The 12,352-nt window shown below is 61.8% G+C and carries 15 protein-coding genes; 12 read left to right on the top strand and 3 right to left on the bottom strand.

The window, feature by feature from the left end; all coding sequences use genetic code 11:
* Window positions 1-252 precede the first annotated feature (252 nt).
* Window positions 253-2,397, bottom strand: coding sequence for a N,N-dimethylformamidase beta subunit family domain-containing protein (locus ACEVQ6_RS21670; protein WP_374891129.1), 2,145 nt, complete (start codon window positions 2,395-2,397; stop codon window positions 253-255).
* Window positions 2,398-2,657: 260 nt separating this feature from the next.
* Entirely contained in the window at window positions 2,658-3,797 is a 1,140-nt protein-coding gene (locus ACEVQ6_RS21675; RefSeq protein WP_374891130.1) for a tyrosine-type recombinase/integrase, read from the bottom strand.
* A 158-nt stretch (window positions 3,798-3,955) separates the two neighbouring features.
* Here ACEVQ6_RS21675 and ACEVQ6_RS21680 point away from each other — a divergent pair, with 158 nt between their 5' ends.
* The 3 genes from ACEVQ6_RS21680 (at window position 3,956) to ACEVQ6_RS21690 (ending at window position 5,529) form a co-directional block, all read left to right on the top strand.
* Window positions 3,956-4,171, top strand: coding sequence for a helix-turn-helix domain-containing protein (locus tag ACEVQ6_RS21680; protein ID WP_374891131.1), 216 nt, complete (start codon window positions 3,956-3,958; stop codon window positions 4,169-4,171).
* 76 nt (window positions 4,172-4,247) lie between these two features.
* Complete coding sequence (locus ACEVQ6_RS21685) at window positions 4,248-4,646, top strand: hypothetical protein (RefSeq protein ID WP_374891132.1); 399 nt, start codon at window positions 4,248-4,250, stop codon at window positions 4,644-4,646.
* Window positions 4,624-5,529, top strand: coding sequence for a hypothetical protein (locus ACEVQ6_RS21690; protein WP_374891133.1), 906 nt, complete (start codon window positions 4,624-4,626; stop codon window positions 5,527-5,529). The genes ACEVQ6_RS21685 and ACEVQ6_RS21690 overlap by 23 nt, the downstream gene beginning before the upstream one ends.
* Window positions 5,530-5,794: 265 nt before the next feature.
* Here the strand turns inward: ACEVQ6_RS21690 and ACEVQ6_RS21695 are convergent, their stop codons facing one another.
* Complete coding sequence (locus ACEVQ6_RS21695; RefSeq protein WP_374891134.1) at window positions 5,795-6,220, bottom strand: pyridoxamine 5'-phosphate oxidase family protein; 426 nt, start codon at window positions 6,218-6,220, stop codon at window positions 5,795-5,797.
* A 351-nt stretch (window positions 6,221-6,571) separates the two neighbouring features.
* Between ACEVQ6_RS21695 and ACEVQ6_RS21700 the strand changes: the two genes are divergently transcribed.
* From ACEVQ6_RS21700 to ACEVQ6_RS21740, 9 genes are all read left to right on the top strand, one after another.
* Complete coding sequence (locus tag ACEVQ6_RS21700; RefSeq protein WP_374891135.1) at window positions 6,572-7,444, top strand: hypothetical protein; 873 nt, start codon at window positions 6,572-6,574, stop codon at window positions 7,442-7,444.
* A gap of 169 nt (window positions 7,445-7,613) precedes the next feature.
* Window positions 7,614-8,132: a hypothetical protein gene (locus ACEVQ6_RS21705; protein WP_374891136.1), complete on the top strand. Its 519-nt coding sequence runs from the start codon at window positions 7,614-7,616 to the stop codon at window positions 8,130-8,132.
* Window positions 8,132-8,719, top strand: a complete 588-nt coding sequence (locus tag ACEVQ6_RS21710) for a hypothetical protein (protein ID WP_374891137.1) — start codon at window positions 8,132-8,134, stop codon at window positions 8,717-8,719. Before ACEVQ6_RS21705 ends, ACEVQ6_RS21710 begins: the two co-directional genes overlap by 1 nt.
* On the top strand, window positions 8,716-8,859 hold the full coding sequence (locus ACEVQ6_RS21715) for a hypothetical protein (protein WP_374891138.1): 144 nt from the start codon (window positions 8,716-8,718) through the stop codon (window positions 8,857-8,859). Before ACEVQ6_RS21710 ends, ACEVQ6_RS21715 begins: the two co-directional genes overlap by 4 nt.
* The gene (locus ACEVQ6_RS21720) at window positions 8,837-9,448 is read left to right on the top strand and encodes an HK97 family phage prohead protease (RefSeq protein WP_374891139.1); all 612 of its coding nucleotides are present in this window, start codon (window positions 8,837-8,839) and stop codon (window positions 9,446-9,448) included. The genes ACEVQ6_RS21715 and ACEVQ6_RS21720 overlap by 23 nt, the downstream gene beginning before the upstream one ends.
* Before the next feature lie 34 nt (window positions 9,449-9,482).
* Window positions 9,483-9,800, top strand: coding sequence for a hypothetical protein (locus ACEVQ6_RS21725; RefSeq protein WP_374891140.1), 318 nt, complete (start codon window positions 9,483-9,485; stop codon window positions 9,798-9,800).
* 54 nt (window positions 9,801-9,854) lie between these two features.
* Window positions 9,855-10,262: a hypothetical protein gene (locus ACEVQ6_RS21730; RefSeq protein WP_374891141.1), complete on the top strand. Its 408-nt coding sequence runs from the start codon at window positions 9,855-9,857 to the stop codon at window positions 10,260-10,262.
* A gap of 3 nt (window positions 10,263-10,265) precedes the next feature.
* Complete coding sequence (locus ACEVQ6_RS21735) at window positions 10,266-11,981, top strand: tape measure protein (RefSeq protein WP_374891142.1); 1,716 nt, start codon at window positions 10,266-10,268, stop codon at window positions 11,979-11,981.
* Window positions 11,978-12,292, top strand: a complete 315-nt coding sequence (locus ACEVQ6_RS21740) for a hypothetical protein (RefSeq protein ID WP_374891143.1) — start codon at window positions 11,978-11,980, stop codon at window positions 12,290-12,292. The genes ACEVQ6_RS21735 and ACEVQ6_RS21740 overlap by 4 nt, the downstream gene beginning before the upstream one ends.
* Window positions 12,293-12,352: the final 60 nt, after the last annotated feature.

Consider the following 12,352-nt stretch of genomic DNA (forward strand, 5'->3'; position numbering starts at 1 on the left):
GATGGGTTTCGCGAAGGCATGCCTTGGCGGGAACGCGCGGCGGTTCGGGCCTGGAAACAACGACCTCGAGCGTACCGGCGAACCTCACGGATCGCGATACGGCGAGGGCATTTGCAACCGAAGCGGGATCGCTTCGGCGTCGCACGATCCGGCAAAAACAAGAAAGGGAGAACACGAGAAGAGCCGGGAATGGCTCAGCATTCCCGGCTCTTCTCGTCGCGCTGGGCACGGGTTCCGAGGGCGCACCCCGGCTCAGCGGCCGCGCAGGTGATCGAGTGCGTTGTCGACGAGCCTTGCCATCGCATTGTCGAAGCCGTTCCAGGCGATCGCGCCTGCGACCGTCATCGAGCCGACGGAGAAGACGGCGCCCTTGCCGATGGTGAAATAGACGATGTCGCTGCGCACCAGCTCGGGCTGGGCATCGCCGCCCTGGTCCGGCAGGCCGACATTCTGCTCCTCGACCACATGGATGTATTCGCGGCCGACCCCGGTGGAACTCGCCAGGTGGATCGCATGCGGCGGGCTGCCGAGCGCGATGTCGTAGCGGTCGATCTCGTCGCCGACGGCGCCGCCGAGCACATAGCCGTAGTCGCCGACGATCTCGTCCTCGATGCCGGCAAAGAGCGTGGCGCCGATCCCTTCCCGGCTCTCCGGCCGCCGGCGGTAGCCGCAGCCCTTCGACCAGCCCTCGGCGCAGAAGCCGATGCCGACGAAGCCATGCGGGCCGAGACCGCGGTTCTTCCAGATGCCGCCCTGCTCGTTGCTGTAGACATGGCCGCGCTCGCCCGCCGGCGCATCCCAGCAGCGGGTGCCGGAATTGTCGCGGCGCACCTCGATCAGCCAGGGGCGTGCCGGATCGCGCGAGGTGACCCAGTAGAAGCCGTTGCCGCCGAGATACATCAGATGGCCGCCGTCGCGCAGATAGCCGTCGAGGATGCCGCGCCCGTGCCGCGTCCAGTATTCCGGATGGGAGCCGGTGATCACCACCTTGTAGCGGTCGAGCAGCGCGCGCCCCTCCCGCTCGAGATCCTCGTCGGTCGCGACATGATAGGGTTCACCCCGGCGCTCCAGCCATTCGATGGCGTAGAGATCGACCGGGAAATGGCGGTACGAGCCGGTCAGCCAGTTCGGAAAGCCGGGCCGTACCTGAATGATCGGCCTCCGGCGCGAGGAGTAGCGGCAGACGCTTCCGTCCGTATGCGTGTCGTAGCAGGATCGGCCAAGCTCCGGATGCTGAGACAGGTAGATGTCGTCGGCATGGGGGCGCTGCTCGTGTTCCATGACGGTGGAGAAGTCGAGCTTGGCAAGCTGCTCGTTGGCATAGGCGAGATAGGTGTTGGTCGGCAGCAGGAACAGCGTATCGACCGTCTCGTCCCTGCGGCCCATGACGAAGAGCGGCCAGTGCTCGACGCTTTCGTCCGCTTCGAGCCGCACGGCATAGACGCCGCTCGGCAGGTCGCCCGGCAGGTCGAAGACGAGATCGTAGTCCCACCCGGCATCGACCATGTCGTCCTCATGGAACTGCAGCGCGCCGTACTCCCCGGGGGTTTCGATGAAGGAATCGCTGTGGCCGTCCCAGCCATGGCCGGTGACGGCGCGCTCGACGCCGTTGACGAGGCGGCCGTCGGGAAAGCCGCCGGCGCTCTTCAGCACCGTGCTGGCAAAGTCCTGCTCCGCCACCCACGATGCATCCGCAGCCGGGCCCTCGCCCCGGCGCAGGGCTGCGATGCTATCCGCGTCGAGAGGCCGCCAGTAGAGAACCGGCCGTTCGATCTTGCCGTTGTAGGGATCGACCGGCGCGCCGATCGCGTCCATCGACCGGGCGGCGAGGAGCAGCCGTTCCGGGGCGGCAAGGGCGGCGACCGCGCCGTCCGCCGTCGCGCTCGTTTCGGCAACGAGGCCGCCGGCCTCCGCCACATCGAGCGTCAGGCGCGTTCCGTCGACGGTGAGCGCGACTGAATACCACCGCCGCGCGATCACGACGGCCGGACAGTGCGCCACCGTCCTTCCCTCCGCCTCGATGGAGAACCTGCCGCCGTCAAGGACGAGGGCGAGCGCCCCGTCGGCAAGGGACCAGACCACCTGCTTGCTCTTCCCGGCGGGCACGGTCGGCCAGATCCAGGCATGCAGGCTCAGGCCGGACAAGGGCGCGGGTGCCGCCGGCAGCGGCAGATCCGCAAACGAACCGACGACCGTCTCCTGCCAGCGGCCCTCGAGCACGCGGTCGAGCACGTCCGCCCGCTCGACACTGCCGACCGTCGATTCGCCTTGCGCCCCCGGCCCCGTCACAAGCCGCTCCAGCACGGCACGATAGCGCGCCTTGCGCGTGCTCACCGCCATGCGCACCGTGTCCCCCGGCCGCACCGACCATTCCTCGAAATATCCCAGCAGATCCATCCTGACGCCCTCTCCGATTGTCCGGAAGAACGCTAGGACAGCGGAGCCCGCCCCCGCCAGCCTTGTCGGCACAGGAAAAATCTGAGGCAAGATTTGTTGCGGCGAGAGGCAAAACAGGAGAAGATTAATGGTTTTTGGTAGCGGGAGAGGGACTCGAACCCCCGACACGCGGATTATGATTCCGCTAATAAACATTGATTTTATTATATTATTGCAGAATACGTTACATTAATGTTGCATGTAATTGACAGTACCTTATGTCAACTTGTTGAAAGCAGTCGATTTTCGATCGCCAGCACAGCTGATGCATCATCGTCTTCGTCAGGAAAAAGTTTTCCGTATGTGTCGAAGGTCATCTGAATCGAGCTGTGCCCCATTAGCACCTGGATCCGCTTTGGCTTCATTCCTTGTTCGATAAACAGAGAGGCGGCCGCGTGTCTGAGAGCATGCAGGCTGTACTTGGCATCCATGACGGGATCGCCGTTCTGGTCAACCTCCTTCGTTTTCACGCTTACGCCGGCTGCGATCTGGATTGGCCAGAAGATCCGAGAAAGAAGGTTTCCATGGTTCTCGACATTTCCCGCGCCCGTCGGGAAAACGAGGTTCAATTCTCCCTTTGGACATTGCGGCTTCCAAGCTTTCAGTAGAGCGACGACAGAAGGCGCAATCGGAATGTCGCGCGTCCCTGCCGCTGACTTCGGAAAGCTGATATTGTTGTATTTGTCGGCACGCCGCTTCACGTGGATAACCGCAGCATCAAGGTCAACGTCATCCCATGACAGACCCCGCAACTCCGATGCGCGCATTCCAGTAAATGCGGCGGTCCATATTAGCGGCTTATGTTGCTCCGGTGTCGCCTTCAAGATCGCCGAGAGTTCGGCCTTCGTCGGCATCTCGATCTTCTTCACATCCCGCTTATTTGTCCGCATCTTGACGGTTTTGACGGGATTTATTGCTGAATATCCATGCCGCTGCGCTTCCGCGAAGATGCTGGATAGCGAGCTGAGCACCTTCTTAACCATCGCCTTCGACAGGGTCTTGGCGAGGTCGTCGGCAAATTTTTGAACTGCGGGCCCGTTCAGCCGCGATAGCTTCTGTGCGCCAAGCATCGGTTTTATGTGAAGGTCCGAGTGCTGTCGGTACTGATCGAGCGTCGAACGCTCCAGCCCTTCATTCGTAGCGCGCTCGATCCAGAGCTTGCAGGCCTCATTGACAGTCACTGACTGACTGTCCGCAACATGGGTGCCCTGCCCCACTTCGTGACGTGCCTTTGACAGGAACGCGTCGGCATCCTTCTTGAGCCCAAATTGCTTGGACCGCCGCGCACCTGAACCATCGCGATAGTCGCACTGCCAAACTGACTTGCCGGATGGAAGGGTTCGCTTGCGGATCGTGGCCATACCAAACGGTATCCGACACACGGAAATTTTGCAACACGCGTAATGTGTCGCAATAATATTGACTTTTTTGTTAAAAAGGCATAATATTCCAAAATGGAATTTAACACAAATTCCGAAAACCCGTCAAGCCAATTTTTCATTTTCTTTTGGAGGATCGATTGAACCACGCGAACGACAATGCCCTGGCCGACGACATACTTAAGGGAGCGGAGGAAATCGCGCGCTTCCTCGGCATGGACCGTCGTGCCATCTACTTCGCCGTTTCCAAAGGACGCCTGCCGACTTTCCGCATCGGGACAAGCGTGTTTGCCCGCAAGTCCACGCTGTCCGCCTGGATCGTGCAGCAAGAATCCGCCGCCACGCGGACCGCATAACCCCCACAATCCCACATCAACCACGTCGCCGGCCATGCCGGCGGCTGCGCAGCCCCCCCATCTTAGGAGAATGACGTTGCCACAAAGGCATCCATCTGCAGCGGCTCCTGCCGCTCCGGACGAACGCGTCCGTCCTTATCTGAACTACCTGTATGCGGCGGCTATGACCGGCAAGCCGTCATCGGCACAGATCGCCATATCCGCAGCTATTGCAGGCGCCCACTTCGAGAAGGGCGCCGCCTGCTTCACATATGCGCAACTTGCAGCCCGCGCCTCCTGCACCAAGCGCAATGCCATTCGCTGCATCGGCCGGCTCTTGGCGGCTGGCGCGATCCGACTTGTCGGTGTCGGAGAGAAGGGTGGTAACGTGTACGAACCCGCACTCGAACTTGGCGAGCGTCATCATGCCGCCTGGACCGCCTGGAAGACCGAATGGCGGGAGGGTGCGCGGCGTGAGTTCCCGTCGATCGTTTAAGCGGAAGGGGGCGAAGCGGCCACGTCCTTATGCTCACGAGAAGCTGGCCTTCGCCCAGGATCTCGAATCCGACCCAACACTGTCCAGTGTCCAGAAGGGCCTGATCGGCACGATCGCCAAGAACTTCGACAACCAGAAAGGCAGTTCGGCATGCTCGCTAACGTTCATGGCGAACGCGACGGGCACCACCAAGAAGGTTGTCAGCAAGTATCTGCCCGCGATCGTGCGCAGCGGCCGCGTGTCCATTCTGCAGAAAGGTGCCGGCACAGCGCCGACGCTCTGGGACGTGTTCTGGTGGTTTCGGGGCTCCGGATGGGTGCGTGCCGCCAATGGCGGAAAGCCGATTTTGGACTGCCGAGACCTAACATCGGAGTCCCCCAGAACGTCACCTCTAGCGTCCCCCAAAATGTCACCTCAGAAGGGTGACGCCCTGGGGGACGCTAAGGTTGCTAGCGTCCCCCAGGTGGGGGACCAAACCCTTTTATTCCCCTTAGGGGAAATAAAAGGAACACACGCACCCGCGCCCGGGCACGGCCTTGCGGCCGGCCCGGCGCAGTGCGGTGTTCAGAAAGTCTTGTCTATGGTGATCGTCGCTGCGGAGGTCGCGACTGCCGATGGCGATACAACACTGACCGTCATATTGCGTGACGTCAGCGACGGCATCGAGCATGAGGACAATTTCATAATTGAGAGCGCCAGCGAGCGGCGGCAGGTCGAGGGGCAGCGGCGGTTCGAGGCTCTGCGCCATGCTGCTGACATCGACGATATCGATGACGCCAGTGATCTCATAGGTCTCAAGCTCGATGTCCTCGACGGCATCGATTTTACTTATCTGCCCGCGCATGAAGTAGCACGGCGCGCCTATCTTCCTTCAGCAGCTTAGGGAACCCTATGTCCACCATCGACCCCAATCGCCCCTACAAAGGCCGCCGCTTATCCTGGCAAGAGTTCACCCGCTTGACAGGGCGGCCCGCGCCAGTGGCGGGGAATGACAACGAAAAACCCGGCGCCGGGAGGACTGCGCCGGGTGAAGGGGATGCTGACAATCAGTGCCGCCGAACGATCTTCAGCACAGCTACTGATAAATGTGCATCATCAACCATTGTTCCATCATGAGGAGAGGAGTGCGGCTGGTCCCGCATCGCGGTTCAAAAGTGGATCTCGACCAGTTCCGGGGGCTCCTTGTTGAAATCGGAATATCGAAGCCAACGCGGCGTTGCTTTGAACATCACTGCTCCCCGCTCGAGGAACTCCCTTTCGGCGGGAACGCAATTGAGATGAGCTTCCTGATATTGTGCAATATCTACGGCAGGAACTCTTGTTGCCTCACCCTCGTACTGAACCGTGATGTTGTCGTCCCATCCTACCACGAACGCGACGCTCGAGCGCTCCGCAAGATTGGAAAATTTCCGTGTGTCCTTGAAAGTGTCGAATACGATCTCAAAATCATCGCGCACAGAGAAGTCAATCGCAGCGGCCGCGGGCGTTCCGTTGCGATGGCATGTGGCAATGACCGCTAATGTGTGCTTCCTCAGAAATTCAAGGATCATATGCTTCGTGTGATCTTCGTCCATCGCCTCACTCCTCATTGGACATTCTCTGTTCTTGCGCAGTCCTTCCGGGCAGATCACATGTCTTAGCGGAGTTCGGACGGCGTGGCGCCCCCACCCCCACCCAAAATGTCTGGCGTCTTCCGACCGACTACCGCCGGCCCCACAGACAAAGCGCGCTAATACAGGTTTTTGCTAGGAGGTTCACGCGTGCGCAACGCGCGCGTATGGACCGCAGGCGTAAAACGCAAGTATATCTCAAAAATAATTCCAGATTTCAAGCAATATTGACTTTTTTGTTAAAAGCGTCTACTATTCAAGAATAGCAATGCGTCGCTGAAGCGAACCGCCCGGCTCTCAAATCAGGAACATTTCATGTCTGCAGTTGAACGCATCTCTGATGCGGTGCCTTTGCGTGCCGATAACTTCTCGGATCTTGCCGAGCGCCGTGCCTGGCTGGCCACCCTGCCCACCAAGACAAAGCCCGTACTGGCGTGGCCGACAGCAGAGCGCCTTGCCAGGCTCGATAGTCCCACCGCCGCGCAGGCTCTCTATCGATATGCTGCGCTGATGGAGCCGATGCGGTTCCCGGTCGCCAATGACAACGATCCGGACGTTGCCGCACCAGTGGGCGATCTCGACATGGTCCATGAGACTCGGCCTGGCGTCGAAGAGATGATGCGGGCAGCCGAGGACGGCACGCGTTGTGCGGTCGTGTCGACGAAGGTCGAAGGGCGGTGGCAGGTCGTCTCTCGGCGGACCGCGGCCATCGGCTTGACCGAAGAAGGCTTCCGCCTCGGCGGGCTGCTATTCCGAGAAGGGCGGCTTGTGTCCTACGGCTCGACAGCCAAAGGGGCCACGAAAACGCCGGCAGAGCGCACGCGACAGCCGAAAGGCCGAAAGCAGGGGCCGCGATCCGAGGCGTCAATCCGATACCTTTTGCCGGCCAACGACAATGCCCCCATCGCTGACGGCAGCGGATGGCTCGGAGGAGTGACTCGACCGCGAGGCAACACAAGTCGGCCTGATATCGATTCCGTCACCGCAGATGAAATGCATCGGGCACGCCGACGCGAGGCGATTCGGACCGCATTGGGCGCGGATGTCGCCGTGCTCGATCTCGCGATCACTGATGCGACGGCGCGTGAGATCGGTGAGGCCCTTGGCTACACAGGAAAGACAGCCGAACGCCAAGGCATCGCGAGGATCAATGCGGCGATCGCGAAACTGCAAAAAGTGGCGGCTTAGCCGTCCCTAAAGCGGTTTGCGAAACCGTATATAATTGAAGGCCTTTTTCAGGCCATCGCTCGGCGCATCCTCGCCTGGCGCCTTCGCGACGCCGGCTGAGCGCACGCGAACCCTGGCCGAACCTTCGGGTTCGGCTTTTTTTTCTCACTATAAATGCAGGAAATCCCCAATGCCAAAACCCATTGGAATGGCAGAGCGTGAGGCTATCATCGCCCGCGAACTCAAACTGACTATTGCGACCGTACACAACGCCGTCAGGCGCCTCCGCGAGGCCGGACGCATCGCTTCGTCTCGGCCTGTCGCGCCTCTGGTCACGTCGCGTGGCCTGGCGAAGATGATCCTCGGCGCATGCGCGACGCTCCCGGTCGACGCCCCGACGGTCGAAGAGAAAGTCGGCGCTCTTCCGCGGGCCAGCGGCGACGGTGCGGTCAATGCTGAGACGGAGATCGTCGATCTTCTCGAAGAGGCGGCGGGCTTCGTTAGCGGCGACATCGATTTCCGGAACGGCGACGTCCTTATCTCTGCCGAGGGTTTTGGATGGTTGATGGTCGCCGCCAAGCGCCTCGATGGGGCGACGTTCACGCGCCTCTACCGCCACAAGGTTGGCGAGTTCCATGGCCTTCAGCGCATCGCGCGAATTCCGCTTCCTACTATCCGACGCATTGCGGTTCAGCTTCTGGAGGCGTGATGACCAGCTACAATGTCCAACGTCCCGAGGACGTGTCCGCTGAACTTGTTCGCCTTCTGGCGCAGCAGGCCAATTTGAACGCGCGGCTCGCGGCGATCGATGCCGAAAAGGCCCGGCTCCACGCCGAACTCACCGCAAAAATGCCCATCGACCGCCGCAAGGACCGCGTCGCCGCCATGCTCGACGGCCTGACATACGAGGCGCCGCCAGATCACCAGCGCCAGATTGCCGCCCTCGCCGATGAGCGCCGCGACATCGGCGATGCCCAACACGAACTGGCAGTTCGCATCCGTGACGAACGGGAGAGGGCTGGCCGGGCGATCCGGAAAGGCTTGGAAGGCGACTACCGCGCCATTCTCGTTGAATTCTATGCCGCATTGCTTGCCGCCGCCAAGGCGCAGAACCGGATCGGGGAGCTGCAGCAATCACTCCGTATCGCAGGCGTCGATGTCGGCAACTTCGGCGATCCTGGCCAGGCGTTTTTCGGTGCCGCGGCTTACCGCAACAATGACGCGTGGATCGAACTTCGGCGCGCGGCCGACGCCGGCCTCGTAAAAAAGGCGGACATTCCGGAGGGTTACAGATGACGACTGAGAACACGCGCCAAAAACCGGGCGACGTCGAGGTGAAAATCCCGATTGCAGACACGGCGCCGTCGATTGTGGCCGAGGCGACGAAGGCAATCAGGAAATGGAAGGCAGTCTATGACCGACCAGCTTCGGACTGATTTCTCGCCAACGCTGATCGATGCTGCTGGCCGTTTCACCGGTTATGCAGCTGTCTTTGGCAACGTCGACAGCCACGGGGACGTGATCGAACGCGGCGCGTTTGCTGCGAGTCTGCAGGCCTGGCAGGCCAAGGGTCGGATGCCGCCACTTCGTTTGATGCATGGGACATCGGGGAACCCCTTCCAATATGATGATCTGCCAGTCGGGAAATGGACTGTAATCCGCGAGGATGCGCGGGGCCTCCATGTCGAGGGCCGCCTGCTCGCCCTCGATACCGATCTCGGCCGGCGCCTTCATGCGCTGATGGCGGCGAACGTCTTTGACGGGCTTTCGATCGGTTATCGCACGAAGCGCACGGCGGCCGGAGGCGGTCGCGTAAAACGCCGGCTGGTCGAAGTCGAGTTGACCGAGATTTCCCTCGTGGATGACCCATCGAACGACGCGGCCCGCGTTGCGCCGCTATCTGCCTACGATGCGGCCGCGGATCGCCTGAGGGCTGCTCTGGCCGAGGCTGGCCGGGCGGCGCCCGCGCCTGCGCTGGATGGCGCCTACGACAAACTCAAAGCTGCGTTGCGCAATCTCGCATAACGGCAACCTCTTCAACATTCAAAGGAACCAACACATGGCTTTTTCCGGTCTTCATGTTACTGCCGGTTATTCTGGCCCATCCGAACGTCGCGACAAAACGATCGCGAACATCTTCGGCCGCATCATTTCCTCTGAAACCCTGGCATCCGCAGGCTCCACTACGATCGTGGCGCCGCCGGTCCACGAGGGGCAGGGAATGCCGATCTTCCGCATTCAGGCGGCGGCGGATTCCTGGGTTGCGATCGGCGCCGCGCCGAACGCGTCGACCGGGCCGCGCACCCTGGCGCGCGCCGGAGTGGACTATGATGTCTATGTGCAACCGGGCGACAAGGTGGCGTGGACGGCCGCCTGATCGATTATCGGGGCGGCTGGAGCCGCCCGATCCCTGCCACCTCGAGGACTCCCCATGCCTAAAAAAACCGCCCCCGCGGCCGGCGAAGCCGTGCCTGTTCTTCAGACCACCATTGCCGCCAGGATCAACGGGGCCGACCACACAGTCGGCATCCCGCGCGACCGGTTGCATCTATTCGAGGGCCTTAGCGGCTCCGCGAACGCCATGTTCGGCAGGATCCGCGCCGGACAATGGACGTCGGCCGAGATCGTCGCCGTCATCGATTTCGCGCTCAATCCCCCGGCCGCAGGTACGGACCCTATCGCTCTCCAGCTTCGATATCGAGCGCCGACATCGGGCGTGGCGATTGATGCGATCAATGCGCGCGGCGCCGGCCACTATGCTCCCCTGGCCGCCGGCATCTTGGGGGCTGCGCTCTGGGGATTGCCGGCCGATGTCGCAGCCTTCACGGACGAGGAGTAGCCGATGGCAGATGCAGATGATCTGATTATCTCGGTATCGACAGACACCCGCGCCATCTTGCGCGGGTTGAAGAAGCTGGAAGCTTCCATCGGCGAGTCGACCGGCAATGCCCAGAAGAAGTTCGACCGTCTCGGTGCCGGAATCGAGCGGTCCATGGGGCAAAGCCTAAAGCGGACCGAGGCCCTGACATCCCGCCTTGGCGCCGTCGCTGGCCGTACCGCCACACAGTTGGCCGGTGCCTTCGCGGCTGGTATTTCGCTGCAGGCCGCCGGAAAGTTGGTCGATGCGGCGACAGCGATCACGAATTCGTTGAAGGTCGCCGGCCTCCAGGGCGTCGCCCTCACCGAGGTTTACGACGCACTGTACGAGTCTGCCAACCGGAACGCGGCGCCGATCGAATCCCTGGTGACACTGTATGGTCGCTTGTCGTTGACCTCGAAGGAACTCGGCGTCACCCAAGCCGAGCTGCTCCAATTCTCGGACAAAATCGCGCTTGCACTCCGGGTCGGCGGGACGTCGGCGGAATCCGCATCCGGTGCGCTCCTCCAGTTGAGCCAGGCCCTAGGGGGCGGCGTCGTTAGAGCCGAAGAATTCAATTCTGTCCTCGAGGGTGCGCCGACGATTGCCCAGGCGGCGGCCGCGGGCTTGGCGGAAGCGGGTGGCAGTGTCGCCAAGCTCCGGACGCTGGTCGTGGACGGAAAGGTGTCCTCTGAGGCGTTTTTCCGGGCCTTCCTCGTGGGCTCGGAAACGCTCGAATCCAAGGTGGCCGGCGCGGCCCTGACAACCTCCCAAAGGTTCGTCCAGCTGAGCAACGTCCTTGTCGACACTGCCGGCAAGATCGACACAGCGACGGGCGCTTCCGGCAAGTTCGGAGAGGCAATCGAGGATCTCGGAACAACGATTCAGCAGTTTGGCGAAATAGTCGTCGCCGCATCGGACTCCGAGCTCGGACGCTTTGTTGGCTGGCTCGCCGAGGGCGTCGACAAGGCCGCGGAATTCCGCAAGGTGATGGGCGGTATTCCCGGTATCCTTGAGAAGATGTCCAAACTGAACAGCGATCTATTTAACGGCAGGCCCCTGGGCTCTTCGCTTGAAGCGGACCGCATCCAAGGGCGTATCGACGGCGCATTCGAAGGCCCGGCCCGCACGCCGTTCCCGGCCGCGGACGTTACAAAGGGCGGCAGGTTGCCTCCGCTGGATCCGGCGCGGACGGTGAAGACGGTTAGTATTGCCGACTATCCCATTGCCGGTGACGCCGAGGCCAAGGGCGAGAAGCCGGCCAAGGCAGCGGCGCCCGACGACTTCGCCCGCGAACTGGCGTCCTTAAAGGACCGAACCGCCTCCCTGAACGCGGCCTATGCGGCACAGGCGGCCTTGAACCCACTCGTCGACGACTACGGGTACTCGGTCGACAAAGCCGCGACCGCTCATGAGCTTCTCGCAGCAGCGCAACGTGACGGGAAGGCTGTGACGCCTGAACTCACCGCGCAAATCGATGCCGCCGCGGAAGCATACGCCCGCGCCACGTCGGCGGCGGAGAAGTTGGCCGAACAACAGCAGGCGGCGCGGGATTCGGCGAAAGAGATGGAGGAGTCAATTTCGGGCATTTTCTCATCCGCGACGAAAGCGCTGATCTCGGGAAAATCCTTCGGTCGTGCACTGGCCGACGCTCTGATCGGCGGGTCGTTTTCTCTCAGAATCGAGGAGTTTTCTCATTGAGCGCAGTGATCTCAATTGCCGGCCCTGACGCGGCATTCATGCTCACCGACGGCGCCGGTTACGACGACGACGGTGTCGTCCGCACTCTCGGGTACAAGGTGGTCACCGCCGCCGACGTGCCGCTGGCGGTCAATACCCGTGGAATCTCCGGCACGGGCAAGGCGCTGGCTCGACAGATCTGCGCCCTGGCTGACCGCGTCGGTGTTGACCGCTTCCTCGAGATACTGCCGCGGGTGTTGGACGAACTGCGGGACGACCCGGAGCTTGCCCCGCATGTTAGCGGCGCGAATGCCTTAGAGCGTCTTCGATGAACGCGGAGTCGGATTGATGATTCACGCGGTCGGGCTTGTCTGATTCACTGGTCCTGGTGA

Source organism: Ensifer soli (assembly GCF_041928815.1).
Lineage (GTDB): Bacteria > Pseudomonadota > Alphaproteobacteria > Rhizobiales > Rhizobiaceae > JBHFEI01.

What these genes read in the sequence shown, in the direction of transcription:
- ACEVQ6_RS21710 (WP_374891137.1), top strand. Translation starts at nt 8,132, where the DNA reads ATGACCAGCTACAATGTCCAACGTCCCGAGGACGTGTCCGCTGAACTT.
- ACEVQ6_RS21705 (WP_374891136.1), top strand. Translation starts at nt 7,614, where the DNA reads ATGCCAAAACCCATTGGAATGGCAGAGCGTGAGGCTATCATCGCCCGC.
- ACEVQ6_RS21695 (WP_374891134.1), bottom strand. Translation starts at nt 6,220, where the DNA reads ATGGACGAAGATCACACGAAGCATATGATCCTTGAATTTCTGAGGAAG.
- ACEVQ6_RS21715 (WP_374891138.1), top strand. Translation starts at nt 8,716, where the DNA reads ATGACGACTGAGAACACGCGCCAAAAACCGGGCGACGTCGAGGTGAAA.
- ACEVQ6_RS21720 (WP_374891139.1), top strand. Translation starts at nt 8,837, where the DNA reads ATGACCGACCAGCTTCGGACTGATTTCTCGCCAACGCTGATCGATGCT.
- ACEVQ6_RS21675 (WP_374891130.1), bottom strand. Translation starts at nt 3,797, where the DNA reads ATGGCCACGATCCGCAAGCGAACCCTTCCATCCGGCAAGTCAGTTTGG.
- ACEVQ6_RS21730 (WP_374891141.1), top strand. Translation starts at nt 9,855, where the DNA reads ATGCCTAAAAAAACCGCCCCCGCGGCCGGCGAAGCCGTGCCTGTTCTT.
- ACEVQ6_RS21670 (WP_374891129.1), bottom strand. Translation starts at nt 2,397, where the DNA reads ATGGATCTGCTGGGATATTTCGAGGAATGGTCGGTGCGGCCGGGGGAC.
- ACEVQ6_RS21700 (WP_374891135.1), top strand. Translation starts at nt 6,572, where the DNA reads ATGTCTGCAGTTGAACGCATCTCTGATGCGGTGCCTTTGCGTGCCGAT.
- ACEVQ6_RS21735 (WP_374891142.1), top strand. Translation starts at nt 10,266, where the DNA reads ATGGCAGATGCAGATGATCTGATTATCTCGGTATCGACAGACACCCGC.
- ACEVQ6_RS21725 (WP_374891140.1), top strand. Translation starts at nt 9,483, where the DNA reads ATGGCTTTTTCCGGTCTTCATGTTACTGCCGGTTATTCTGGCCCATCC.